The organism is Sorangium sp. So ce426 (genome assembly GCF_051475585.1).
Taxonomy (GTDB): Bacteria; Myxococcota_A; Polyangia; order Polyangiales; family Polyangiaceae; genus Sorangium; species Sorangium cellulosum_B.
This window is the reverse complement of sequence record NZ_CP150341.1, coordinates 3,357,705-3,383,579: the sequence shown is the minus strand read 5'-3', so window position 1 is coordinate 3,383,579 and position 25,875 is coordinate 3,357,705. Positions and strand designations below refer to the sequence as shown.

The window sequence follows — 25,875 nt, the reverse complement described above, 5'->3', positions numbered from 1 at the left end:
CGGCGCCGCTCGCACCAGGCGCCATGCCACGGATGAGAAATCATGTCTGTCACGATGAGACTCGCCGCCGAAGCGCCTGCTTCAGACATTGAGGGCCAGGCGCGCCGCCCGTCCGAGCAGGACGTCGAAGGCGGCGCGTCGAGCCACCTGGTGCCGCTGGCCGGTGGACCGTTCGGGTTGTGGCCTGTCGCGTGTGTTCGCGGCGCGGGGTTCGCGGCGCAGACCATTCTGTCGCTCGCGGCCCCCGGGACCGCCGCCATGCTCGACAGGGTGCTCGACGCCGGAGGGGCCGCCCCGGCGAAGAGCGTGATCCACGCGGATCTGCAGCGCTCGTTCGAGGTGGAGACCGCGCGCGTCAGCGAGGCGCTGCGCGCGGCGGTGCAGGACGACCGGTTCCGCGAGGCGGTGGTCTGGCAGAACCGGCGCGCCCTGCACACGGGGCTCGACGGCATCCTGCGCAAGCCGCCCGGCCACCGGGACAAGAAGACGCGGCAGAGAGAGGCGCTCGTCGCCTCCTACCTGCAACGTTATTGCGTCAAGAACGACTCCATCGGCTTCTTCGGGCCCATCGGCTGGTGCCGGATCGGCCTCGGCCCCGAGGCGATCGCCGCCCGGCCCGGGCCAGGCCTGCTCGCCGCGCGGAGGGTCTACTTCGAGAGCTGGGCCATCGACGCGATCGCGTCGCGGTTGAGCGCGGACCCGGACCTCAGGCCGTTCGCGGCGCCCCGGCTGCTCCCCTACATCCGCGTCGATGGGGGCGCTCTGCAGGTGCCGACCGTCGGAGCGATGCCGCTCACGCCGGCGCAGGCTGCGGTCCTCGAGGGCTGCGACGGCGTGACCACCGCGAGGGCGCTCGCGCGGCGGCTCACCAGCGACCCGTCGCTCGGGCTCGGCGGTGAAGCGGAGGTGTTCGAGATCCTCGACAGGGCGTGCGCGATGGGCGTCATGGCCTGGGACTTCGAGGTCGCGCTCCAGCTGTCGCCGGAAGAGGCGCTGCGGCGCGCGCTCGCGGGGATCGAGGATCAGGCGCTCCGCGAGCGCGCGCTCCTGCCGCTCGACGAGCTCGAGCGGGCGCGCGACGAGGTCGCCGCCGCGGCCGGCGACTCCCGGGCGCTCGACGCCGCCATGACGCGCCTGGAGGACACGTTCCACCGGCTGACCGGCGCGGCCACGACGCGCTCCGATGGGGAGATGTACGCGGCGCGCACGCTCGTCTACGAGGATTGCAGGCGCGATCTCGACCTGGAGATCGGCGCTCCGCTGCTCCAGAAGCTCGCTCCGCCGCTGTCGCTCCTGCTGCTCAGCGGCCGCTGGGTGACCTACGAGGTCGCGCGCCGTTACCTCGGGGTGCTGCGGGACCTGTTCGAGCGGCTCTCGGCGCAGCAGGGCGGCGGCCCGGTCGAGCTCACGGTGTTCCACAAGGCCCTCGCCGAGATCGAGCCGTGGATGCGGGAGATGCGCGGCATGCCGGAGTGGGTCGGAGAGGTGCAGCGCGAGCTGCAGCGCCGCTGGGCCGAGATCCTCGGGGTGCCGTCCGGCGCGCGCTCCGTCGAGCGGGATCCGGCCGCGCTGCTGGCGGACGTGCGGCGCGCGTTCGACGTGCCGCGCCCGGGCTGGGCCAGGGCTCGTTATATGTGCCCCGATCTGATGATCGCGGCCAGGGACGTGGAGGCCCTACGCCGGGGGGAGTGCGAGCTCGTCATGGGCGAGATGCACCTGACGCACACGCTGACGGCGTCCTGCTTCGCCTTCCAGCACCCGTCGATGCGCGAGCTCATCGATCTCTGGGAGCTCGACAACCCGGCCCCGAGCGTCATCCCCGTGCTGCCGAAGGCGCAATGGTGCCAGCGCATCAACGAGATCGCCCTGGGCTCCGGGGACTTCCGCTATGCGTTCTCACCGGAGCCTTCTCCCGCGCCTGCGGCGCGGACGCTGCGCGTGGCGGATCTCGTCGTGGTGGACCAGGACGGGGCGCTGGAGGTCCACGCGCGGGGCGGCGGCTACCGCGGCGGCCTCCTCGATTTCATGGGCATGATGCTCTCGTCGATGGTCACCAACGCCCTCGACGTCCTGCCGGCCGAGGACCACACGCCGCGGCTCAAGATCGGCGATCTCGTGGTCGCGCGCGAGCGCTGGCGCTTCATCGCGTCGCAGGTGACCTTCGCGCGCGAGGAGGAGCCGCTCGCTCGCTGGCTCGCGGCGCGGCGCTGGCAGCGCGCGCACGGGCTGCCGCGGTTCATCTTCCTCAAGTCGCCCTTCGAGGCCAAGCCGTACTACGCGGACCTCGACAGCCCGATCTTCGTGGACACCCTCGCCAAGATCCTCCGGCGCGCCGGCGAGCTGGACGCGTCGGCGAAGGTGAGCGTCTCCGAGATGCTGCCGTGCATCGATGATCTCTGGCTGACGGACGCGGACGGCAAGCGGTATACCTGCGAGCTGCGGCTCGTCACCTTCGACGCCAAGGGACTCTAGGACCTTCGCCATGCCCACCATCCCTCGAATCGACGCCCTCCACACTGAAATGACCGCGTGGCGCCGTGACCTCCACGCCCACCCCGAGACCGCGTTCGAGGAGGCCCGCACCTCGGACTTCGTGGCGGAGAAGCTCTCGTCCTTCGGTGTGGAGGTCCACCGCGGCCTCGCGAAGACCGGCGTCGTGGGCACGCTGAGGGCCGGGTCGGGCCACCGCGCCATCGGGCTCCGGGCGGACATGGACGCGCTGCATGTCCACGAGGCGAATACGTTCGCCCATCGCTCGCGGAACGAAGGGAGGATGCACGCCTGCGGCCACGACGGGCACACGACGATGCTCCTCGGCGCCGCCAGGCACCTCGCCGAGACGAGGGCCTTTGACGGCACCGTCCACTTCATCTTCCAGCCCGCCGAGGAGAACGAGGGGGGCGGCCGCGTGATGGTCGAAGATGGCCTGTTCGAGAAGTTCCCGGTGGAGGCCGTCTTCGGCATGCACAACTGGCCTGGCATTCCCACCGGCCAGTTCGCCGTGATGCCCGGGATCATGATGGCGAGCTTCGATATCTTCGAGATCAAGATCACGGGCCGCGGCGCCCACGCGGGGATGCCTCACCACGGCGTCGATGCGATCGTCGCGGGGAGCGCGCTCGTGCAGGCGCTGCAGGCGATCGTGAGCCGCGGCGTGAGCCCGGTCGACGCGGCGGTGGTCAGCGTCACGCAGTTCCACGCCGGCGACACGTGGAACGTGCTCCCGGACGAGGTCACGCTGCGCGGCTCGGCGCGGGCGCTCAAGCCCGAGGTGCAGGCGCTCGTCGAGGGCGCCATACGCCGCGTCTGCGACGGCATCGCCGCCGCTCATGGCTGCAAGGTCACGGTGCGGTACGAGCGCCGCTACCCGCCCATCATCAACACACCGAAAGAGGTCGCCATGGCGATCGCGGCGATGACGCAGGTGATCGGCGGTGACAAGGTGCTCACCGACATTCAACCCACGATGGGCGCCGAGGACTTCGCGTTCATGCTGCGCGAGAGGCCCGGCGCCTACGTCTGGCTCGGCAACGGCGTCGCCGGCGAGAGCCGCATGCTGCACAACCCTGGTTACGACTTCAACGACGCGATCCTGCCCATCGGCGCGAGCTACTGGGTGACGCTCGTCGAGCAGACGCTGTCGAAGGGGGCCCTCGCCTCGCCGTGAGCGTCGACCCGACGGTGGTGCCTTCGCGCGTGGTCCCCGAGCGCCGCGCCGTCGTCCAGCACGAGCGCTCCGACATGACAGGTGCCGCCTTCGAGCGCCGGTCCGCCGCCACGCGCGATATCCAGGGCGCAACGAGCGGCGGCGACTCCACCCTCGACGGAGGCTGTCGAGCGATACAGGGATGGATACCTCGTCTCGGTAAACGCGCCCCCGGCCGTCTACTGGGTCACGTCGACGAGCTCCACCCTGGTGCGTGATTTCAGGGCCGACGGGCTCACCGCCATCAACGACATCGGGCTCGATCCCGCCCGGAGGGTGGTCGCGGCGCCGGCGTCCTCGCCGCGGCGCTCCCCGCGGTCGTCGGTCACGACGTGCTGCGCACGAAGGCCGCGACGTGCTGGGCCGTGGCTTCCGGGTGCTCGTGGTGCGGCCCGTGGCCGGCCCGCGGGTAGGTCAAGAGCTGCACCGTCGGCAGCTGCTGGTTGAGCGCGTACCAGTTCTCGACCGGAAAGATGATGTCGTGATCCCCGCCGACATGCAGGATCGGAAGGTGGGTGACCTTCAAGGCCTCCAGCACGGCATCGGCGGGGAAGAGCGGGCTGTGCGGCCTGTTGCCGAGGTAGGCAACGGCCCAGTCGACGGGGACGGGGACGCTGCGATCCTGCGTTCGCTGCGCGATGCGGCCGACCGAGCGCCGCGCGGCCTCCCGGCTCGCCGGGGACCGCGGCTCGAAGAACAGGATGATCTCCTCGTCCAGGCCGTACGAAGCAATCGCCGCCGTGTCGTAGAACAGCTGCTCTGCGGGCTTGACGTTCGGACCGGGCGGCGCGGTGCCGATCAGGACAGCGTGGCTGAGCCGCTCCGGAAACATGGCCACCGCGACCTGGGCAGCCAGCCCGCCGAGCGACCAGCCGCCGATCACCACGTCCTTCAGGTCCAGCGCCTCGATCAGGTCCATCGCGTCCCTGGCGAGCGAGGGAGGGGCGTAGCTCCTCTCGCCCGTCGAGAGGCCGAGGCCGCTGTAATCGAACGTGATCACCCGGAAGCCGTGGGCCGCCAGGGCGTCGAGGAAGGCGGGATCCCAGACATCCATGTTGCCGCGGAAGCGCGTGCACAGCACGATCGGCTTTCCCACTCCCACGGAGCGATAGGCGATTTTCCGGCCGCTCGACTCGACAAACTGGTTGGGCGCGGTGACGGCGCTCGAGATTGCATTCATGGCACGGCTCCTTGACATGGGTCCTCGGAGCGGACGATGTACCGCGACACGGCCGGCGCAGAGAACCCGACCAAGGTCGGGTGTCGAGGTCAGGCCCCGTTGCCTGGATCGCGCGGGCGGCGCGGCGGGCGCGGACCGCCCTCCGCCAGGCGAGCGCCTCACGGATCGCGCGAATCAGCTCCTCGGCGCGGAACGTCTCGGTGAGGAGCTCGAGGCCACGGACGCCTCCGTGATCACGGCGCCACCTCGATCGCGAACTGGAACGTCACCCCGAAGGTCTCGTTCTCGCTCGCCCACAGCTTGCCGCCGTGCCGCTCGATGATCGAGCGGCTGATCGACAGGCCCATGCCGAGGCCGCTCTCCTTGGTCGTGTAGAACGCGTCGAACAGGCGCGCCCTGTCCTTCGCGCCGCCGAACCCGACGCCGGCGTCCTCGACCGCCACGTGCACGAAGGACCCGCTCGATCGCCGCTCGACGAACGAGCGGATCACCACGCGGCGCCGCTCCGGCGGCACGTCCTTCGAGGCCTCGCCCGCGTTGAGCAGCAGGTTCAGGACCACCTGCTGCAGCAGCACGGGATCGCCCGGCACCTGCGGCAGATCGTGGAGCAGCGCCTGCTGGACGGAGATGCCGCGACGCCCCAGCTCGGTGGCCACGAGCGGGACGACCTCGCGGATGACCTCGTTGAGGCTGCACAGGTGATGACGGGGCGCCGATCGTGACAGCAGCGAGCGGATCCGCAGGAGCACCTGGCCTGCGCGCTCCCCGTCGCCGACGATCGCGGTGAGCGACGCGCGCACCTTCTCGAGGTCGGGCGGATCGGCGGCGAGCCAGTTGAGCGCGGCGTTCGCGTCCGCGACGATCGCCGCGAGCGGCTGGTTCACCTCGTGGGCGATCGAGGCCGCGAGCTCGCCGAGGGTCGTCACGCGCGTGACGTGCATGAGGGCCGCCTGCGCTTGCTGCAGCTCGTCGGCCGCGCGCCTGCTCGCCGTGATGTCCGTCGCGGCGCCGACGAGCTCGATCCTCCCGGAGGCGGCGACGCGCATCCCGCCGAGGACGCGGACCAGCTTCACCGACCCGTCGTCCATCACGAGGCGGTGCTCGTAGTCGAAGGTGGCGCCGTCGCGCAGCGCCTGCCGCACGATGTCCGCGACCCGCTCGCGGTCGCCCGGGTGGATGCGGCTGGACAGCTGCGCCAGCGTGGGTCGGGGCTTGCGCGGGAAGCCGACGATCTCGCAGGTGCCGTCGGACATGGTGAACTCCCGGCTCTCGATGTCATAACCGAAGCTCCCGGTGCGGCTGAGGCGCTCCGCCTCGGCGCGGTAGGCCTCGCTGCGCCGGAGCGCCTCCTCCGCCTGGCTGCGCTCGATCGCGATGCTCGTCACGTGCGCGCACCGCTCGAGCAGCTCGAGGTCGGCCTTCGTCGGCGTCCGCGGCTCCGTGGCGTAGATGCCGAACGCGCCGAGCGCCCGGCCGTCGGACGACAGCATGGGCACCGACCAGCAGGCGCGAAGGCCGTGAGCCAGCGCCTGCGCCCGGAAGAGAGCCCCGAGCGGATCCGTCTCGATGTCGGCGATGACCACCAGCTCCCGTCGCCACACCGCCGTGCCGCACGAGAACGCTTCGGGGCCGATCGCAGCGCCGTCGATGACCTCGGTGTAGCTCCGCGGCAAGGTCACCGCCGCGGCGTGCCGCAACGTCCGCTCGTCCTCGTCGAGCAGGAGGATCGACGCGTGCAGCCCGCTCGCAGCGCCTTCCACGAGACGGACGACGCCCTCGAGGATGGCGGACATGGGCTCGCCGCGGGCGATCATCTCCAGGAGGCGGTGCTCGCCGGCGATCCGCGCCTGAGTCCGCTTTTGCTCCTCGACGTCGCTGTCGAGGCCCCGCCGCTTCACCGGGTCGCCGCGGTCGTCGGGGTCCCCATCGGCACGCAGGATGGCTTCGGGAGGACGCAACGGGACGCTCATATCCGAGACGGACTATACCCCCCGGAGGCGCGGGAGAAGGCCCCTTCGGCGGCCCTGTGCAGGAGCGGGGCCTCGAGGCAGCCGACCTTGGTCGGGTAGCCTCCGCCGGCGATCCCGTCGATCGTGCTGGCCGATATCGTCGCGTGGATCTCGAAGCGGATCCCCTGATCGCTCGTCCGTAAGAGGACCGCGAGAGACCCGCCAAGGAGCCGATGTTCGGTTCCCGGTCAACCCCTCTGTGCGCCGCGGGTCCGCCGGCGGATCTCGCCGCCGGCGGCCGCTGGACTCGGGTGGCGAAGGATCGGTTACGCGCATCGGCGCTCAGAAGATCGCGCTCTTCTGTTTGCCTGCGTCGGTCGTCCGCTTCCGCGCGGGCGCTTTGCCGGTGCTCGCCGGCGCGCCGGGCGCACGAACGGTGCGCGCCGAGGCTGGCCGCGGCGCGAGCGCCGGAGACGTCGGGACGGGGCTCGCCGCGGCCGGCAGCGGCGCGGGCTCCGCAGGCTGCGGGGCGGGGGGCGGCGCCGTCGCGGGCCCGGCCGCGGGAGCCGTCGAGGTCGCGCCCGCCTGGGGTGCCGCGGGCGCCTGCGCCACGAGAGCGCCGCGGGCGGCGGAGAGCACCTCGCCGCTGATCACCCGCAGCTCGGCGGCGGCCTCCAGGCGCTGCGAGGACAGCGCTGTGGTGAGCAGAAGCCCCAGCCCGAGCGCCACGACGAGGCCAGCCGCCGCGAGGTGCAGCCCGGTCCGTCGAACCGGCGCGGCGGGCGCCGGCGCGCTCGGCGCGGCCGAAGGGCCGACCGCGGCCACGAAGGCGGAGATCATCGGCTCGATCGAGGGGAACCGCTCCGCCGGATCCAGCGCGAAGGCGCGGGCGAACCACGTCTCCAGCTCCGGCGGCGCGCCGGGGCACAGCGTCGACAGCGGGGGGCGCGCGCCCGCGAGGATAGAGGAGAGCACATCGGCGATGGTGCGGCCGGCGAACGGCTGCTGGCCGGTGAGCGCAACGTGCGCGACCACCGCGAGGGCCCACATGTCGAGCTGCGGGTCCGCGTGCCCGTCGCACGTGTGCTCCGGGCTGAGGTAGCCCGGCGTGCCCAGCACCACGCCCTCCGCGGTCTGTCGCGGGAAATCGGCCGCCAGATCCTGGCGGATCCACTTGGCGATCCCGAAATCGGCGACCTTGGCGCGCAGGCGCCCGTCGCGCCCCTCGCGGAGCAGGATGTTCGACGGCTTGATGTCGCGGTGCACGATCCCGAGGCCGTGCGCCACCGAGAGGGCCTCTCCGATCTGACGGAGGAGCGCGGCCAGCTCGGCCGCGGGCACCGGCCCTCGCGCGTGGATCAGCTGCCGGAGGGACCGGCCGCGCACGTACTCCATGACGAGGAACGGGCCCGCCTCGGGATCCTCACCGGCGTCGTGCACCGTGACGATGAAATCGGTCTTCCGCCCGAGCTGGGCCGCGACCTGCGCCTCGAAGCGGAAGCGCTCCATCGCGTCGATGGCCAGGTTGTGGCGCGGGAGCACGAGGAACTTGAGCGCGACCTCGAAGCGCCGGACGCTGTCGTGCGCGCACCACACCTCGCCCATCGCGCCCTGGCCGAGCGGATGCACGAGCCGGTACCGCCCGGCCACCACACGGCCCGGAAGGAGCGCGGAGCGCGCCTCGTCCCGCCCTGCGCCGGCCACCGCAGGAGGACCGAGCGGCGCAGGCTGCCCGCCCAGCGTGGTGGCGTCGCGCGCGGCGTCTCTCGCCGAGGAATCGGGCGGTCGCTCCAGGGAGGGCGGCTGCAGCACGCCGGTGATCTTCGTGCCGCCGCCGTTTCCCGGACCGGTCGATGCGTCCATGGGACAACGACCTGAGGAGAGAGGCGACGACATGACCTCAGCGTATCGCGAATGCGGATGCCTTTGAACGGCGAACGCCCCGCCCTCCTCGCGCACGTGCACGTGAAGGCCCACGCGGCAGCGTCGCGAGGCGCAGCGCTGCTGTACTTGTTGATGGTTGGCGCCGAGGGTACGGGCCACGGACGCCGCCCGCCGCACCGGAGCAGCAGCGCCCCCCTCATGCCCCCCGGTCCGCCGCCGATGTGCGCGTCCAGGCCGCGACACAACATCGGTTGCACCGCACGACACCGGTCGCGCGACACGGGTTCGCGTGGCCTGAACGTGATCGAACAGCGCTTCACGGGTGACATCAACGCATCGCCGTCTGAGAGAGAGCGCCGGGGCGACTACGCCCGCTGCGCCTTCACCCGCTTGACCTTCTTCTTCTCCTTGCGCTCCAGGAGCCGCAGCACGGCCACGGACCGGTCGACGAGCAGGTAGCGCTCTCCCCCTGCCCTCGCGGGCACCGTGCGCGCCGGCTCCCCGGCGGTGCGGGTGTCGACGAGCACCTCCCACCGCTCGCCGAACTCGATCGCGGGCAGCACGAACTCCAGCGGCGAGTGGTTCGCGTTGATGAGCACGAGCAGCGTGTCGCCGGAGATCGGCTCGGCGCGCGGACCGAGCGCCGACAGGGCGTCGCCCCCGAGCAGGTAGCCGATCGCCCGGGCGTTCGGGTGGGTCCAGTCCTCCGGCGTCATCTCGGCGCCGTCGGGGCGGAACCACACGATGTCCTTGAGCCCGCTCCCGTGCACGTAACCGCCCGAGAAGAACATCCGCCGGCGCAGCACGGGCTGGCTGCGGCGCAGGGCGATGAGGCGGCAGGTGAACTCGAAGAGCTGCTTCCGCCGCTCGTCGAGGTCCCAGTCGTGCCAGGAGAGCTCGTTGTCCTGGCAGTAAGCGTTGTTGTTGCCGAGCTGCGTCTTTCCGATCTCGTCGCCGGCGTTGATCATCGGCACCCCCTGCGAGAGGAGGAGCGTCGCGAGGAGGTTGCGCTTCTGTCGCTCGCGCAGCTCGACGACAGCGGGGTCGCTGGAGGGGCCCTCGACACCGTGGTTGTAGCTGTGGTTGTTGTTCGTGCCGTCCCGGTTGCACTCGCCGTTCGCCTCGTTGTGCTTCTCGTTGTACGAGACGAGATCGTTCAGCGTGAAGCCGTCGTGCGCCGTCACGAAATTGATGCTCGCGTAAGGGCGGCGCCCGCTGGACGCGTACAGATCGCTCGACCCGGTGAGCCGGTAGCCGAGGTCGGCCGCCAGCAGATCTCCCTTCCAGAAGCGGCGCACCGAGTCGCGGTAACGATCGTTCCACTCCGTCCAGAGGACCGGGAAGTTGCCGACCTGATAGCCGCCCTCGCCCACGTCCCACGGCTCCGAGATGAGCTTCGTGCGCGAGAGGACCGGATCCTGATGGATGATGTCGAAGAACGAGCTCAGGCGGTCGAAGTCATGGTGACCGCGGGCGAGGGCCGACGCGAGATCGAAGCGGAAGCCGTCGACGTGCATCTCGGTCACCCAGTACCGCAGGCTGTCCATCACCAGCTGGAGCGTCTGATAATGACGCGTGTTCACCGTGTTCCCGCAGCCCGTGAAGTCCATGTAGTAGCGCGGGTTGTGCGGCACGAGCCGGTAGTAGGTCCAGTTGTCGATCCCCTTCAGGGAGAGCGTCGGGCCGAGGTGGTTCCCCTCCGCCGTGTGGTTGTACACGACGTCGAGGATCACCTCGATGCCGGCGGCGTGGAGCGCCTTCACCATCGCCTTGAACTCGGTCACCTGCTGGCCGAGCCGCCCGCTCGACGCGTAGCGGCCCGCGGGCGCGAGGTACGCGAGCGTGTTGTAGCCCCAGTAGTTGACGAGGCCGCGCTCCCAGATCTCGCGCTCGCTCGCCATCTCGTGCACAGGGAGCAGCTCGATCGCCGTCACGCCGAGCTTCTTGAAGTGGGCGATCGCCGCCTCGGAGGCGAGCCCGGCGTAGGTGCCGCGCAGCTCCTTCGGGATGCCCGGGTGCCGCTGGGTGAAGCCCTTGACGTGGACCTCGTAGATGATCGTGTCCTGCCAGCGCGTCGCCGGCGGCCGGTCGCCGTCCCACGCGAAGCGGTGGTCGACGACGACGGACTTCGGCGCGCCCCAGGCGCTGTCGCGGTGGCAGATCTCCAGGTCGTCGAGCGGGGCCGGCGGGGGCGGCGGCGTGGAGTCCTTCCCGCGCGCCTCGGCGGCGCGGCGATCGCTCGCCGTCTTGCGCCCGCCCTCGCCCTTCTCGGGCGCCGCGCCGTCCCGGCCCGCCTCCTTGGGCCGGGCAGGGCCGCCCTCGCCGCGCTCGGGGTGCCCCCCGCGGTCGTAGGCGAAGAGCGGCGCCTTCCAGTTCGGCTCGCTGGAGAGCGCGTACGCGTAGGGATCGACGAGGAGCTTCGCCGGGTTGAAGCGCTGCCCGGAGCGCGGGTCGTAGGGCCCGTGCACCCGGTAGCCGTAGAGCTGGCCGGGCTTGAGCCCCGGCACGTAGCCATGGAAGACGTGGGCCGTCCGCTCGGGGAGCTCGATGCGCTCGCGCTCCACGACGTCGTCGACGGCCTCGAAGAGGCAGAGCTCGACCTTGGTGGCGGACTGGGAGAAGAGCGTGAAGTTGACCCCCTCGCCGTCAAAGACGGCGCCGAGCGGGGTGGGCGTGCCGGGCCATATGCGTCTGGTCATCTGAAAAACCTGTGAAGCCGCCCTATTCGCGAGATCGGCGCCGCTGTCGAGAAACAAGCGCGCGCGGCCTGATTTTTCGGTCCCCGCCCCCGGGATCGCCCGCCGTCCGGCCGCTCGGCGGGCCCGCCCTCGCGCCGCGCGCGATGTCGCGGCCCCCTCCCCCTCCTGCGCGAGCTCGGCGGCGGCCGCGGCCTCGGCGGCGGCGCGGCGGCGGTACCGCACGGGCGCAGAAGGAGCATCCAGGGCGGCGCGACCCGGGATAGACTTCGCCCCCGAACGCCTGGAGCCAAGCGAAAAACGCCCATGTCTTCCCCCTCTGCTGAAAATCAGTCCCAGAGCTCATCGTCGCCTTCCGGTCCCGGTTCCGGCGCGCGCCGCCGCATCGCGGGCGTGACGGTGCCGCTCTTCTCCCTGCGCAGCGATCGCTCGTGGGGCATCGGCGAGATCGGCGATCTCCCCGAGTTCGCCGCGTGGATGCGCGCCGCGGGCCTTCGCCTCGTGCAGCTCTTGCCGCTCGGCGAGGTGTCGGGGGGCGAGACGTCGCCGTACATGGCGCTCTCCGCGTTCGGGATCGATCCGATGTTCATCTCGCTGTCCGCCGTGCCCGAGCTCCCGGCGGAGCGCCTCGGCGAGGCGCTCGGCGACGACCTCGGGGCGCTCGATCGCGCGCGGAACAGCGCGCGCGTCGACTACGATCTCGTGCGCCGCGTGAAGGGGCGGGCGCTGCGCTTCGCCTTCGACGTGTTCGAGCGCGAGCACCACGCGAAGCAGACGCCGCGCGCGGCCGAGCTCGGCGAGTTCGTGAAGCGGCAGTCGGACTGGCTGCCCGACTACGCGCAGTTCCGCGCGTTCAAGGACGCCTTCGAGGGCAGGGCGTGGTGGGACTGGCCCGAGGCGATCCGCGAGCGCAGGCCGGAGGTGATCGAGGCGCTGCGGCGCGAGCGCGCGCGGGACATCCTCTATTACGAGTACGTCCAGTGGCTCGCGCACGCGCAGTGGGAGGCGGCGCGCGCGGATCTGCGGGGCAAGGGCGTGGAGATCATGGGGGATCTCCCGTTCATGGTGTCGCGCGACAGCGCCGACGTGTGGGCGCACCAGGGCGAGTTCCGGCACGACATGACGGTCGGCGCGCCGCCCGACCAGTTCGACACCGAGGGGCAGCGGTGGGGGCTCCCGCCGTATTTCTGGGCCCGGATGCGCGAGAACGACTTCGCGTGGCTCAGGCGGCGCTGCCGCTACACGGGGCTGCTCTACGACCGGTTCCGCATCGATCACCTGGTCGGCTTCTACCGGACGTACATCTTCCCGGAGCGAGGGCAAACGCCCCCGGGGGGCGAGCGGCCCAGGGCGACCTTCGATCCCGCGGAGGAGGCGGAGCAGCGCGACCACGGCGATCGGGTCGTGCGGGCGATGCTGGCGGGGGCGGCGGAGACCGGGGCGCAGCTCGTGGCGGAGGATCTCGGCGCGGTGCCGGGGTGGGTCCGGGAGTCGCTCTCGAAGCTCGGGGTGCCGGGCTACAAGGTGCTGATCTGGGAGAAGAACGACGTCGTGTTCCGCGATCCGGCGGAGTATCCGGCGCTCTCGGTGGCCTGCTTCGGGACGCATGACACCGACTCCGTGGTGGTGTGGTGGGAGTCGCGGGACGACCGGGAGCGCGCCGGGGTCCTCGAGCTGCCGCAGCTCGCGCCGCGCCGGCAAGAGCTCGGCCCGCAGTTCACGAAGGAGACCCACCGCGCGCTGCTCGACCTGATCCTCGGCTCGAAGAGCGAGCTCGTGCTGCTGCTCCTCCAGGACGTGCTGGCCACGCGCGATCGGATCAACGTCCCGGGGACCGTGGGGCCGCAGAACTGGTCGCTCCGGCTGCCGGCGCCGCCCGCTGCGCTCGATCGCGATCCCGAGGTGCGGGCCGCGCTCGATCGGGTGCGCGAGAGCATCGAGTCCAGCGGGCGCGGATAACGCTTCATCTCCCGCCGCCTCACGCCCCCTCGGGCCCACAGGCGATATAGTCTCACTGCAAATTCATCGACCCGCTGCAGGAGCGAGTCGGCCAGCGCGCTGACCGCGGAGGCGCCCACGCGCTGACTCGCTGCGTCGTCGCGGTATGCTTCGTGCTGTCACGAAGTATATGCCGACGAAACATTCCGGAAAACTGCCTTCTCTTAGTGTCGCCGTCGAGGAGGCCACCAGTGAACGAAATCAACGCCTCGGACACCACCTGGCTCCTGGTCTCGTCGGCAATGGTTCTGCTGATGACGCCAGCGCTGGCCCTGTTTTACGGGGGCATGGTCCGAACGAAGAACACGCTCAGCACATTCATGCACAGCTTTTTCGCCATGGGGATCGTGACCCTGGCGTGGGTGACGCTCGGGTACTCGTTGGCGTTCGCCGAATCCAAAGGCGGGTTCATTGGCGGCCTCGACCACGCGTTCCTGAACGGCGTTGGCACCGAGCCGCGCGCCGGGATGACGGTGCCTCACCTCCTGTTCATGGTGTTCCAGATGATGTTCGCCATCATCACACCGGCGCTGATCTCGGGCGCTTATGCCGAGCGCATCAAGTTCTCTTCGTATGTGGTGTTCACGCTGCTCTGGTCGCTCCTCGTCTACAGCCCGCTCTGCCACTGGGTCTGGAACCCTGGCGGGTGGCTCCTCGCGCGCGGCGCGCTCGACTTCGCCGGCGGCACCGTCGTTCACCTCTCCTCGGGCGCGAGCGCGCTCGTGATGGCGATCATGCTCGGCAAGCGCAAGGGCTACCCGACGCGCAAGATCGTGCCGCACAACCTCACCATGACGCTGCTCGGCGCCGGCCTCCTGTGGTTCGGCTGGTTCGGCTTCAACGGCGGCTCCTCGCTCGCGGCGAACGGGCTCGCCTCGGTGGCGTTCGTGAACACGCACATCGCCGCGGCGATCGCGGCGCTCGCGTGGGCGCTGATCGAGGCCGTGCGCTTCGGCAAGCCGTCGCTCCTCGGCGTGGCGTCCGGGCTCGTCGCGGGCCTCGTCGCCATCACCCCGGCGGCGGGCTTCGTCGGCCCGATGGCGTCTGTCGCGATCGGGCTCGCGGCGGGCGGGGTGTGTTACGGCGCCGTGATGCTGAAGGGCAAGCTGGGTTATGACGACAGCCTGGACGCGTTCGGCATCCACGGCGTGGGCGGGCTGCTCGGCGCGCTGCTCACCGGCGTGTTCGCCTCCACGGTGTGGAATTCGGCCGGTCAGGACGGCCTGCTGAAGGGCAACTCGGCGCTGCTCACCGAGCAGGTGATCGCGGCCGCGGTGGCGGCGGCTTACGCGGCGGTGGTCACCTTCGTGCTCGTGAAGGGGATCAGCGCGGTGATGGGCTTCCGGGTCGACGAGGAGATCGAGGACGAGGGCCTCGACGTCGCCCTCCACGGCGAAGAGGCCTACTCGCTCGGCGAGGGCGGCGCGCATGCCGTCGAGAGCGAACCCCCGGCCAGGCCGGCGCCGGCGCCTGTGCTCGCGCGCGAAGGCGCCTGATCCAGCGCAGCGGAGGCTAGCTCGCGGAGGCCGCCTGGCGGGTGCCAGGCGGCCTTCGTCGTTTTGTCCTCTTGGTAGCCCCCTGCCCTTGCCGGCAGGGAGCGGTCACCTGCACGTGAAGGCGGGCTCGCCGGTCTCCTCGCAGCCTTGCTCGCACGTGACCTTGGCGCACCCGCAGCGGCGCAGCCCTCCGCGGTCGCCGTCGGCGCGCCGGCCGCAGTCCTCGCTCAACGTGCGGCACTCGTCCTGACAGCGCTCCTTCTGGGCCGGCGACGGCGCGCAATCGACGACCGCCGCCCCGCCGGAGGAGCCCGCGCCGCTGCACAGCTCGACGGACGCGACCTGCTCCAGCAGCGGGATGATCCCCCCGATCATGCATTGAGCGTGCGGCTCGCAGACGTGGTCCCGCAGCACCGCCAGCACGCGGACGCGCTGCCCGGTCAGCGCGCGCCAGTCGGGGCCGAGCCATCGCTCGGCGTCCTCGCTCGGCAGCATCCTCCCGGCGATGAGGGGCTGCGAGCCCTTCGTCAGCGCCAGCGTACCGACCCAGCGCTCGCGCGCCGGCGCGTCGCCAGATGGCGCCCCCGCTGTCGGCGGAGACGCCGGCGGCGTGCCGGCGGGCGCGGCGCTCGCGGCGGGCGCCGGCGCAGCGGCCCGCGCCGGTGAGGCGACCCGCGCCGCCGGCGCCGTCGAGGAGGGAGCGCTCTCCGCGCAGCCCATCGCCCAGGCGCAGCACGCGCCGGCCAGCGCCCGGGGAAGCCATCGCCGCGATCCCGCCGAGACGGGGTGGAGCCGCGGGGAGCGCACCGGGATCGTGGAAGGCACAGGACATTTTTACCATACGCCGGCGTGCCTGCGCGCCAGGGCGCGGCGGTCCGGCGGAGCGGGCCGCCCGCCGGCCGCTGCTTGGCGCCCGCGGCGCGTCAGCTCGCGGCGCGCAGCCACTGCCGGGAGAGATCGAGCACGCGCGCGTTCTCGGGGATGTCGAGGAAGCTCGGGCGGTGCGCCGCGGGCAGCGCCTCTGCCCGCGCGAGAAGCCGCTCGCGCGCGCCGGCGATGACCGCGGACGCGCGCTCCCGGTCGCCCGCCGCGTGAAGCGCCTCCGCGTGGACGAGCTCGGCCAGCGTGCTCTTGTACCCCGGCGCGCTCCAGCGCTCGTGGGCCGACGCGACCTCCCGCGCCGTGGCGAGCGCGTCCGCGGCGCGGCCCGCGGCGAGCAGGATCGAGGACAGCAGCGCCTTCGCCCCCACCTGCTCCAGCGGGAACGACGCGAGGAGCTCGATCGCGGCCAGCGCCTCGCGCTCCGCGGCCTCGAGGTCTCCCTCGCGGCGGAGCAGGCTCGCGAGCGCCCAGCGCGCGAACCCTTGCTGCAGCGGGGTGCGCCGCTCGAGCCCCACCCCCAGCATCCTCCCCGTCTCGGCGCGCGCGCGGTCGAGCGCGCCGAGGTCGATCTGCACCTCGATGCACAGGAACGTCCGGAGCCACGAGACCGGCCCGAGCTCTTCCCCCGCGGGCATCGTCTCGCCGAGCTCGCGCTCCGCCCGCCGGAGATCGCCGAGCAGCAGGGCGTTCATCCCGATCGCCACCTGCCCGACGATCGAGCCGCGCCAGTACCCCGCCTGCACGAAGCTCGCGCGCGCCGCCTCGGCCATGCACAGGCCCGTCCACAGGTCCCCGTCCCGCCACGCCTCGTGGAACGCCAGCGCGGTCTGCAGCCACCCGCGCGCGACGGGGTCCCGCTCCGCGACCGGCTCGGTCACCTCGCGCACCCGCCTCGTCAGCGCGTCGGCGAGCCTGAACTCGCCCAGCTGCGCCGCGTAGTAGCTCCCGGCCGCGAGCGCGAACGCCGCCGAGGCGACCCCCTCCGGGGAGAGCTCGACCGCCTGCAGCGTGCGCACCGTCGTCATGAGCTCGTCGAGCCTGCCGAGGTGGATGTCCGCGGTCATCTTCGCGGGCACCGTCCTCACCCAGGGCATGCTCCCCGGCGTCAGGAGGCGCTGCGCCTCGTCGAGGTACAGGAAGGCCTGGTCCCATTCGCTGCGCCACGCGTGGACCTCCGAGAGCACGCCGAGCAAGCTGAGGTGCACCGCGTCCGGCGCGCCGCACTCGAGCCCTCGCCGGGCGCGCGCGATCGCCGCGTCCGGATCGCTCCCCCGGAGCGCCTGCTCGGCGGCGCGCAGGTAGAAGCTCCCGGCGCGCGGAAGGTCCAGCCCGCGCTCGAGGTGCTCGGCGAGCATCGCGGGATCGCTCGCGCCTCGCTCCTCCAGGAAGGCGGCCGCGAGCCGGTGCCCGAGGACGCGATCCGTCTCGGTGAGCATCTCGTAGGCCCCCTCCCGCAGGAGCGCGTGGCGGAACATGAACTCCTCGTCCCCCGGAAAGCGGCTCTCCTTGCGGCGGACGATCACCTCCCCGTCGACCAGCTCCGCGAGCACGTCGTGCGGCGAGACCCACGGCGCCGCGCTCCCGAGGAGGGCGCCGACGCCGCCGCGCCAGAGTAGCGAAACTTTTAGTACACGCAGAGGAGGCCGAAATTCCGGCCAAAACCGGCGATTTGCTCAGCCGGGCGGGCTGGAGCATGATCAACCTTTCGGACAGGTGAAACAAATGAAAGACGCAACCCCCAATGCCGCGATCCGGCGGACGCTCGGCTACCCGCGCGTCAGCACGAGGGAGCAGGAGATCGCAGGCGTCTCCCTGGACGCCCAGGCCGAGAGGATCGGCAACTACTGCCGGCTCCATTCGCTGCCGGCGCCGATCCTGTTCCCGGAGGTAGAGAGCGGCGGCGAGGAGAACGAGGTGAACCGGAAGAAGGTCGCCGCGCTCCTGGCGGACGTCCGCCGGGGCGACATGGTCGTCGTGACGGACATCGACCGCTTCGGGCGTGACGTGGTCTTCATTGTCAAAAACGTTCGGCAGATCATGCGCAAGGGCGCCGTGTTCGTCGCCATTGACAAGGGGTTCGATTCGCGCTCGCCGATGGCAGAGGACACGCTCGCCAACTGGGCGGTCGGGGCGGAGCAGGAGCGCCGTCGGATCAAGGAGCGGACCGAAGGGGGGCGGAAGCACCTGCGCGCACAAGGGCACTTCGTCGAAGGGCATCCGCCGTTCGGCTACGAACGCCAGCCGAAGCCCAAAGGGACGAAGACGCCGCTCCCCCTCCGCGTGGTTCCGGAGCACGCCGCGGTGGTGCGTCGCATGTTCGCGCTCTGCCTTGAAGGCCATAGCGTATTCCAGACCGCCAAGCGGCTCCGTCAGGAGTATGGCAGCATCAAGGCGTTCGGGCGCGCCTGGGTTGTTACCGCGCTGCGCAACCGAACCTACACGGGCCGTGTCGCAAAGACCAGCGTGCGGCCGAGCGCCACACGCGGCGTCGTGCAACTTCCGGCCGAGTGGATCGCTGCACATGAGGCGATCATCGACGATGAAACATTCAACAACGCCCAGCTTGCATTGAGAGGCCGTCGTCGCGGGAGGAAGCCCCAGGACACGTCCGCGACGGCGAACTACTTGCTGCGCGGCTTCTGCCGTTGCGCGGAATGCGGCGGCAGCGTCGCTGCCCGTCCGGTGGACCGCAGCGGCCGACACAAGGTGGGCTACTACGTCTGCCGTGGCCATGTGGAGCAGAAGGAGAAAGGCGTCCGATGCAAGCTCAGCGCATGGCTTCGCCAGCCGGACGCGGACGCCGCCGCAAGCGAGCAATTCTTGACGTTTGCTCGCTCGCTCCTCACTTCGCTGACGAGACCGCCGCGTCAGATCGAGAAGCCCGATTTCACCGCCCAGCGCCGCGAGATCAAGACCTCGCGGCAGCGAGTCGTGGAATTTGTCGCAAAGGGCCTCTTCACCGTCGACGACGTGAAGATGGAACTGAATCGCCTCGACGACGCGCTTGCAGCGATCGAGGCGAAGGAAGCCGAGTTCAAGGAGACAGCAGGCAACGATACCGTCGAGACTCGAAAGCACGCACACGCCTACGTCCAACAGATAGTCGACGAGTGGAATGTTTTGCCGGTAGACATCCAGCGAGCGCTGATCCGCTCGTTCTCCTCCAAAGTCGAGGCAACGAAGGACAAGCAGGTCAGGACCACATGGCGCGATCCATCGCAGATATCAGCGGCGCATGGAGCGCAGGAATTGCCAGCACTACGCCCTGCGCCGATTGTCGCAACCCTGCCCGCCCCCTCGCCCGTCGCATCGCCGTCTCCGGTCATCCCTGCGCTCCCCGCGACGACCTTGTCCGCGCGTGACCACCTCGGTTCGCCAGAAGGTGCCGTCGTTCGAGTGGGACGTTCACAGACTTGACCGCTCAGCGTTACTCGCGCTCTCTGCCGATGTCCGAATTCAGGTGTTTGACTCGCCCGGCTTATCCCCACATTGCGCCGCGCCGAGTGACGCCTACCGAAGAATGCGCACACGAGGCAACACCGAGTCGATGTCGCGGGATATTGCGGCCTTGCGCACCTCCACGAGGCGCGTCGGCGCCCCGATGGCATTGGCCCAGGAGTCTAGATCAAGCCTGTCGCTGATCACCGTGCCGAGCGTCATCCAGGCCGGCCTGTCGGAAACATCTTTGTGCACAAGAAAGACGAGTGTTCGGCTATATGCACGGGCGGCTCCAATCTCAAACGGCACCCACCACGAACCCCTCGTTCTTCGGGAGATGAGCGCTAGAAGGCATGTTGAATTCTGGAGGCCGCGCTCAACCGCATTGCACATCGCGGCCTCGTTCCCTTCCCGGGCCGCGGCCATAGAGTCATCATCGTCCACGTCGAGCCAGTAATCGAGCCCGAGTGCTTGCAGCTCCATAGCGACGAGCCTGGCCACTTCCTTGTCTTCCCACTTGTGTGAGATGAACACGCAGGTGCCGGCGGGCCGCCCATCCGCCTTAATGACACTGCGTTCGTGCAAACCACCGCGGAAGAACCTATTCTGACCGGCCATCAAATGCGCTTTTTGGTCACTAGACGCCGATAATGCTCGCCTAAGACAGTGAGCTTGCAGCTCTTGGACTCCATCGCCGCGTGCCACATGTGCGGCGCGTCCACCGGAACCACGACGTTCACGCGGTTGAGCTTCTGGAGCACGGCGAACTTCGCCGTATTGATCGGATTGGGCAGAGGCAGGTGCTCCGCCCCTGGCGCGCGCTCCGGCTCGAACGATGGATCCAGCGCGAACTCGGCGCCAGGGTTCGGGAAGAACTCAACGAGACGGCGCAACTCCGCCTGCGAGACTGGAGATGGCACCTTGCGAAGCCATACGAACTTCTTCACGTTGGTTTTGAATAAGGGGCGCTGATCCCACGACCCTAGCGACTGATCAATGTGAGCGTAGACGCTACCCGGCGTAATCTCTCCAACTAGGTTCGCCGCGGCTCCGCCTAACGCGTCCACCAGCAGCATGGTGAAGACCCCCGAGCCGTTGTCCTCGCTCGCATATTGGTCCTTTGCAGATGCAGTGAGGATCGTCACACCCTCGGCGAGCTGCACCACGTTTGCTCCCGTGTCTAAGTTGCCCGCCACACCAGAGTGGCAGCTATCGAGGATGATAACCCGGTTCTTTGCTGCGGAGCCGTTGACGAAGGTCATGACCTCGTTAAGGGGAAGACCGCCGTTGCCCATGCGCACATCAGAGGCCATCAAGTAGCCCCCGGTAGCTTCCACATGACCGTGCCCCGCGAAGTACAGCAACGCAACATCGCTGTCGTCCCGGAATAGCTGCTCGACTGCTGCCCGCAGTTCTTCCCGGCTCACCGTCGCCCCGGGTCCAGTCCCCGTCAGTAGCCGAACATCGAAATTTACTGAGCCATCCCCATTGCGTCCGAGAATGCTCGCCACGTTGTGCGCGTCGTTCACGCACCCGTGCAGCCGGTTCACGTGCTCGTAATAATCGATTCCGATTACCAGGGCCTTGCGCACTGTCCACCCCTACAGCGAATTGATGAAGTTGGTAATGTTGTCCCACGTCCAGCTCAGCACCTTCAAGCCTTCGGGCGTGGTTACCGGACGGTTGTCGGCCGTGCAGTAGATCCCGCGGATGGGCACGCCCTCCTCCTTCGCGCACTTAATCTCCCAGAGCGCACCCTCCGCATTGGCGGTGCTCTTGCTGACGAGCACGATCACGCCGTCGCAACCCTTTATCCGCGTGCGGCAGTTCGTCTTCCACTTCGCGTCCCAGGGTTCCTTCACGGACATGTCGATGAACTCGAAGGGGATCTTGGCGTTTCTCGCCTGTCCCACGAGCAGATCCCGATAGCTCTTGTCCTCGATCGCGAAGCTGATGAAGATGCGGTTCATCGTGGCCATTGAGCTCTCCTAGCGACAGATGAATCGTGCTCGCTCAAACTTTCAGGCACGACATAGGCTCGATAGTCGGGACACGCAGATGGGTCGTGCCGATCAGGCGCGCGTTGTACACGCGATGCACTCCCGCAGCGGCGCCGATTGCTGCGCCTCCCGCAGCTATATAAAGAGCTGCCTTTCCATCTCCGGTGAGCGCCCCGAGAAGCAGCCCAACGCTCGCACCAACGAGCGTGTGCTGGATCACCGTGCGCGTGGCCTCACCGTCCCAATGCAGATCGATACCTCGGGCGGCGAGGTCCTGCTGGAGCGCCTGAAGCGCGCTGGACGCGCGCGCGATGACGATGAAGCTTACTGTAGCAACCCCAGCGGCCAGGATACCGATGAGCACCCGACGGTCGACGACCTCAGCGAGGTCGAATACCCGTCCATCCTGAGGATACTCGCCACGGATCGCCCTGCCCACGACGTCGCTCCGCCAGGCGGCGTAGCGGTAGACGCGCCCGTCCAGCACTTGCGGTACAGGCAGATCAAAATTCCCATGGGGCTGCACAACGACGATGCGCTTCCCCATCCGCACCGCCGTCTCCATCTCGAATGTCGCGGTTTCGCGTTGGTGGAGCCCGGGCGTGTTCATCACCACGACCGCAGTTGCGACGGAGATCCGGTGGGTGATATTCCGCTCCACGTCCTCGGAGGTACCCTGGAGGGCCCGCTCCGGAGGCACGGAGTAGTGGGCGAGGCTAGGGTCGGCCACGCGCAGCAGCTCCTCCATCCGCCGCAAGACGTCGGCGTCATCCCAGGAATGGATTGCGAAAACATTGGCGCGCGCGTGCATGGATCCTCCAGTAGCAGGCGCACCGTAACCCGGGGACTCTGGGCGCGCAACGCAATTTTCTCGTGCGCTAGTACGGGTCCTCTGCCCGGGCGCACCGGTCGGCACTAGCCGCTGACCTGCCCAACGTCCCAGTTCAGAGGCGACGCGCAGCGTCGTCCGGTGGAACGGGCTGTTAGATAGATTGCCGGCCCCAACGAAAGCGAATAGAATCTCTGGCAATGCAGGGCTATCAACCGCAAAGACGGCATGCGAACCAGAGCGCACACAAGAATGCCGCAAAAAGACACAGAACTCTAAAGGTCGCCTGTCTATGCATCGCCGAAAGCATTTTTTTACGAGCGAGACCGTCGGAGCTCACAAGCGCCCGAACCCGCATCTCCAACTCTCGATCGAAGTGACCATCCCACGCCTCTGTCCGCAACAGCAGTGGAACCCCCGCATCGAATTCACTAACTGAAAGCAGTTTTCGAATTTGGCGCAGCACGCTCTCGGCCTCATCCCGCTTTGCCACATCGGCAACAACAATGTAGCCGCTCCGCAGACCGCGTCTTTCCCCTGGCCAGATTCGGTTACACGCTACGCGACGCCAGATGAGGGCCGTGCCCTCGCCGAGCGAAGAGGAGCGAGCGATGCCAGGAAGCAGGGAGCTGGTACAGCTGCGTGCAGAGCTGTCGAGGTATCGAGAGCAGAAGAGCCGTGGGAAATTCCCGAGCGAGCTGCGGGAGCGAGCCGAGGCGTACGCCAAGGCGCGCTCCCGCTCGGGGGCAACACCGACCGAGATCGCCACGGAGCTCGGTGTCCACAAGATGACTGCCGACCGATGGGTGGCTGACGGTGAGCGCGCACACGAGGGTGCGTTGCCAAGAGCCCCCAAGGCGGCCCAGCATGTTCCGTTCCTACCCGTCGTGGTGCGCCCGGAGCGCCGCGAGGCACCGCCTTTGCGGCTCAACGTCGCGTTTGCCGATGGGACGCGGATGCAGGTATGTGGGATAGGCGCGCGCGAGCTCGTGGAAGCGATCGAAGCGTTGCGGAGGGGACGGTGACCCCCGCGACGATAGCCGTGTATCTGGCGGTCGGTCCAGTGGACTTGCGTGGCGCTTTCGACCGGCTCGCCGCGATCACCCGGCAGGTGCTGTGCTTGGACCCGGCCAGCGGCGCGCTGTTCTTGTTCCTCAACAGGAGGCGTAACCGGCTCAAAGCCCTTTGGTGGGATCGCAATGGATACACGATCTTGTATAAGCGTCTCTCGAAGGGCGCATTTGCTCTGCCTTCGTTCACCGAGGCCGACGGCAGGTGTATCGAGCTGTCAGCACAGGACTTCGCGCAGCTGCTCGCCGGTCTGCCTGTAGAAGAGCTGGCAAGCCGCCGCCGGCTGGTCCACTGAGGCGTCTGCGCCGGCGCTCGTTCACCGCGCTGCCGGCGCCAGCGCGGCCCGATGGCGGCCGGCGCAGCCCGATGCGGAGATGGAGCAGGGCGCGCGCTGCATCGCGCCCGAAGACCTCGCGAGAGCGCGCCGCCGATGGCGCACCATGGCGGTCCTGCATTCCCGTCTTCGACGAGAAATTCTCATCAAAACCAGCGAATTTTTCTCTGCACAAGGTACTTGTCAAGAGCAAGCGCAGGGGGCATCCATGGCGCGCCTTGACCTCGACGACACGCCCCGGTGAGACCGCGCTGCCGCAGTCGACGGAGACAGAGCGCCTTGACGGCGCGGCGCTCGTGCTCGGCTATCTCCAGGCCAGGGGACAAGGACAGGGGAGCCCCGCCGGCCCCGCGTCGGTGGTCGACGCGCTGCTCCGGCGGGTGCAGGAGCTCGAGGCGAGGCTGGGTGAGCTTTCGACGGCGGAGCAGCAGGCCCAAGAGCTCGCTCGCACCGTCGCGTCGCTCAAGGCGTACAATCAACAGCTGCAGGAGACGATTCGGACCCTGGAGATCGGGTTCCGGCGCCACGTCTCCGAGCAGATCTCGCCTGACCAGCTGCGGCTTTCGCTGGCCGGGGAGCCAGATGCCTGTCCGCCTCCGACTTCGTCGCAGGTCGAGAGCGTCGACGCCGCGCCCGAAGTGGACCCGGGCGAGGCCAGCGGCCCGCCGCCGGGCTCCGCGGGACCACCGGAGCACGCGGGGACGGTAGAATCCTCCTCCGGCTCCGATCCCGGAGGTGGCAAGCCAGTCAAGCGCCACGAGCACGGGCGCCGCCGCATCGGTGTCATTCCGAGGGTGATCATCGAGTCGCTGCCGCAGGAGGTGCTGCTCAAAGGCCTCGAGCGCTTCGAGCGTGTGGGCGCCGAAGACAGCTCGAGCATCGGCTACCGGCGTGGCGGCCTCCTCGAGCTCGTCACGCGTCGCCTCAAGTACGTGGCCAAGGCGGAGGCACCGGCGGCGAGCAGCGCAGCTGAAGAGGAGCCGGCTCCTTCGCCAGCCGCCGGGCCGGCCTTGAATCACGAGCGCGGCGAGCCGCTCGTCGTGCGGGAGCACGAGCTCTCGGGGATCCCCGCGGACACGTCCTTCAAGCAAAGCCCCTTCGTCGACGGCGTCCTTGTACGCTACACGCCCGAGTCGGACGCTGCGGAGGACAGCGGACCGGTGAAGATCGCCTCGCTGCCGGAGCGCCCGATCGACAGGTGCCTTGCCGATCCGAGCCTCTTGGCCCATCTGTTCGTCCACAAGCTCGACTACCACACGCCCTACTACCGGCAAGAGGTGGAGTCGGATCGCCACGGCTTCCGCATCGGCCGCGGTAACATGACACGCTGGCAGTACGATTGTGGCGGCATCGCGATGCGCATCGCCGATGCCATCTGGAGCGACGCGCTCTCGAGGTCGTGGTTCGCCATGGATGCGACGGGCACCGCCATCCGGGCCAAGGACAAGCACCGCTATGGGCATGTCTTCGTCCTGGTCGCGCCGGGCGATGGGGTGCTGTTCCGCTATACACCGACGTACGACGGCCTCACCGTCGCGAAGCTCTTCGGCGGCTACCAGGGGACGCTCGTCGCCGATGCCTCGGCCAACCACAACGTGCTGTTCGGGCCGGGCAAGGCGCGTGAGGCCGGCTGCTGGAGCCATGCACGAAGGCGCTTCTTCAAGGCGTTCAAGGCCGGGGCGGGCAAGGAGGCGGCGTTCGCGCTCCAGACCCTCCAGGCGCTCTTCCACGTCGAGGAAGAATGCGCCCTGTGCAGCCCGGACGAGCGCCTCGAGATCCGGCAGCGCGAGTCCGCACCGATAATCGAGAAGCTCTTCGCCTGGGCCGAGGCGCAGCGGCAGGTCGTCCCGGAGCATTCGCCGTTGCGCGAGGGGCTGGTCTATCTGCACAACCAGAGGGAGGCGCTCTGCGAGTTCCTCTCCAACGGCGAGATCCCCATCCACAACAATGCCTCCGAGAGGGCTCTGCGCCGCGTCGTCAAGGGACGGCGCAACTGGCTCTTCCACGGCAGCGACGAGCACGCTGTCCGGTCTTGTGCCATCTCGTCGCTCATCGCGACCTGCCAGATGCACGGGCTCGACCCCGAGCTCTACTTGCAGGAGATCCTGACCGTGGCTCCGAGCTATCCGCTCAGTCGCATCCTCGACCTGAGTCCCAAGAACTGGGTCGCGACGCGACAACGCCTCATTGCCGAAGGGCGGCTCAAGTACCTGGACATGGCTCGGATCACCGGCTCGCGGCTCGCCTTCCGCGACCGCTGATCGCACCGCGTCGCCCGCTTCCGTCGCGCTCACAGCGCTCGTCGCGTCCGGAGCGGCCGAGACCGGCGCGCGTCCTTTCCGCGCCGAGGTGCGTCGGCTCGTCGAGCCGGTGCTGTCGTCGCTTCGCCCGGCCGCCGTCGACCTCGTCGTG

General features: G+C 69.4%; 19 protein-coding genes. 8 read left to right on the top strand and 11 right to left on the bottom strand.

The window, feature by feature from the left end; genetic code table 11:
- Nucleotides 1-42: 42 nt before the first annotated feature.
- Complete coding sequence (locus WMF44_RS12945; protein WP_437299433.1) at nt 43-2,472, top strand: lantibiotic dehydratase; 2,430 nt, start codon at nt 43-45, stop codon at nt 2,470-2,472.
- 10 nt (nt 2,473-2,482) lie between these two features.
- Nucleotides 2,483-3,667 carry a M20 aminoacylase family protein gene (locus WMF44_RS12940; RefSeq protein WP_437299432.1) on the top strand — a complete coding sequence of 395 codons (1,185 nt, stop codon included), beginning with the start codon at nt 2,483-2,485 and terminating at the stop codon, nt 3,665-3,667.
- Nucleotides 3,668-3,885: 218 nt separating this feature from the next.
- Here WMF44_RS12940 and WMF44_RS12935 read toward each other — a convergent pair whose 3' ends face one another.
- From WMF44_RS12935 to glgX, 5 genes are all read right to left on the bottom strand, one after another.
- Complete coding sequence (locus tag WMF44_RS12935; protein WP_437299431.1) at nt 3,886-4,035, bottom strand: hypothetical protein; 150 nt, start codon at nt 4,033-4,035, stop codon at nt 3,886-3,888.
- Nucleotides 4,032-4,886 (bottom strand): alpha/beta fold hydrolase, encoded by an 855-nt coding sequence (locus WMF44_RS12930; protein WP_437299430.1) that lies wholly within the window; start codon nt 4,884-4,886, stop codon nt 4,032-4,034. Before WMF44_RS12930 ends, WMF44_RS12935 begins: the two co-directional genes overlap by 4 nt.
- Before the next feature lie 233 nt (nt 4,887-5,119).
- Nucleotides 5,120-6,844, bottom strand: coding sequence for an ATP-binding protein (locus tag WMF44_RS12925; protein WP_437299429.1), 1,725 nt, complete (start codon nt 6,842-6,844; stop codon nt 5,120-5,122).
- Between the two features lie 333 nt (nt 6,845-7,177).
- Nucleotides 7,178-8,698 (bottom strand): serine/threonine-protein kinase, encoded by a 1,521-nt coding sequence (locus WMF44_RS12920; RefSeq protein ID WP_437299428.1) that lies wholly within the window; start codon nt 8,696-8,698, stop codon nt 7,178-7,180.
- Nucleotides 8,699-9,084: 386 nt separating this feature from the next.
- Nucleotides 9,085-11,418 carry a glycogen debranching protein GlgX gene (gene glgX / locus WMF44_RS12915; protein WP_437299427.1) on the bottom strand — a complete coding sequence of 778 codons (2,334 nt, stop codon included), beginning with the start codon at nt 11,416-11,418 and terminating at the stop codon, nt 9,085-9,087.
- A 303-nt stretch (nt 11,419-11,721) separates the two neighbouring features.
- Between glgX and WMF44_RS12910 the strand changes: the two genes are divergently transcribed.
- On the top strand, nt 11,722-13,374 hold the full coding sequence (locus WMF44_RS12910; protein ID WP_437299426.1) for a 4-alpha-glucanotransferase: 1,653 nt from the start codon (nt 11,722-11,724) through the stop codon (nt 13,372-13,374).
- A gap of 230 nt (nt 13,375-13,604) precedes the next feature.
- Nucleotides 13,605-14,909 (top strand): ammonium transporter, encoded by a 1,305-nt coding sequence (locus WMF44_RS12905; protein WP_437301559.1) that lies wholly within the window; start codon nt 13,605-13,607, stop codon nt 14,907-14,909.
- Between the two features lie 105 nt (nt 14,910-15,014).
- Here WMF44_RS12905 and WMF44_RS12900 read toward each other — a convergent pair whose 3' ends face one another.
- Nucleotides 15,015-15,734 (bottom strand): hypothetical protein, encoded by a 720-nt coding sequence (locus tag WMF44_RS12900; protein WP_437299425.1) that lies wholly within the window; start codon nt 15,732-15,734, stop codon nt 15,015-15,017.
- A 98-nt stretch (nt 15,735-15,832) separates the two neighbouring features.
- Complete coding sequence (locus tag WMF44_RS12895) at nt 15,833-17,341, bottom strand: hypothetical protein (RefSeq protein ID WP_437299424.1); 1,509 nt, start codon at nt 17,339-17,341, stop codon at nt 15,833-15,835.
- Nucleotides 17,342-17,513: 172 nt separating this feature from the next.
- Between WMF44_RS12895 and WMF44_RS12890 the strand changes: the two genes are divergently transcribed.
- Entirely contained in the window at nt 17,514-19,208 is a 1,695-nt protein-coding gene (locus WMF44_RS12890) for a recombinase family protein (protein ID WP_437299423.1), read from the top strand.
- A gap of 93 nt (nt 19,209-19,301) precedes the next feature.
- On the opposite strand, the gene WMF44_RS12885 is transcribed toward WMF44_RS12890, so the two are convergent.
- The 4 genes from WMF44_RS12885 to WMF44_RS12870 are packed head-to-tail and all read right to left on the bottom strand — an operon-like array spanning nt 19,302 to nt 22,040.
- Nucleotides 19,302-19,847, bottom strand: a complete 546-nt coding sequence (locus WMF44_RS12885) for a toll/interleukin-1 receptor domain-containing protein (RefSeq protein ID WP_437299422.1) — start codon at nt 19,845-19,847, stop codon at nt 19,302-19,304.
- Nucleotides 19,847-20,821 (bottom strand): caspase family protein, encoded by a 975-nt coding sequence (locus WMF44_RS12880; protein WP_437299421.1) that lies wholly within the window; start codon nt 20,819-20,821, stop codon nt 19,847-19,849. The genes WMF44_RS12885 and WMF44_RS12880 overlap by 1 nt, the downstream gene beginning before the upstream one ends.
- Nucleotides 20,822-20,830: 9 nt before the next feature.
- Nucleotides 20,831-21,199 carry a TIR domain-containing protein gene (locus WMF44_RS12875; RefSeq protein ID WP_437301558.1) on the bottom strand — a complete coding sequence of 123 codons (369 nt, stop codon included), beginning with the start codon at nt 21,197-21,199 and terminating at the stop codon, nt 20,831-20,833.
- 43 nt (nt 21,200-21,242) lie between these two features.
- Nucleotides 21,243-22,040, bottom strand: coding sequence for a hypothetical protein (locus tag WMF44_RS12870; RefSeq protein WP_437299420.1), 798 nt, complete (start codon nt 22,038-22,040; stop codon nt 21,243-21,245).
- A 590-nt stretch (nt 22,041-22,630) separates the two neighbouring features.
- On the opposite strand from WMF44_RS12870, the gene WMF44_RS12865 reads away from it, so the two are divergent.
- From WMF44_RS12865 to tnpC, 3 genes are all read left to right on the top strand, one after another.
- Nucleotides 22,631-23,083, top strand: a complete 453-nt coding sequence (locus WMF44_RS12865) for a helix-turn-helix domain-containing protein (RefSeq protein WP_437294748.1) — start codon at nt 22,631-22,633, stop codon at nt 23,081-23,083.
- Nucleotides 23,080-23,424 carry an IS66 family insertion sequence element accessory protein TnpB gene (gene tnpB, locus WMF44_RS12860; protein WP_165373740.1) on the top strand — a complete coding sequence of 115 codons (345 nt, stop codon included), beginning with the start codon at nt 23,080-23,082 and terminating at the stop codon, nt 23,422-23,424. Before WMF44_RS12865 ends, tnpB begins: the two co-directional genes overlap by 4 nt.
- 257 nt (nt 23,425-23,681) lie before the next feature.
- On the top strand, nt 23,682-25,724 hold the full coding sequence (tnpC, locus tag WMF44_RS12855; RefSeq protein ID WP_437294747.1) for an IS66 family transposase: 2,043 nt from the start codon (nt 23,682-23,684) through the stop codon (nt 25,722-25,724).
- Nucleotides 25,725-25,875: the final 151 nt, after the last annotated feature.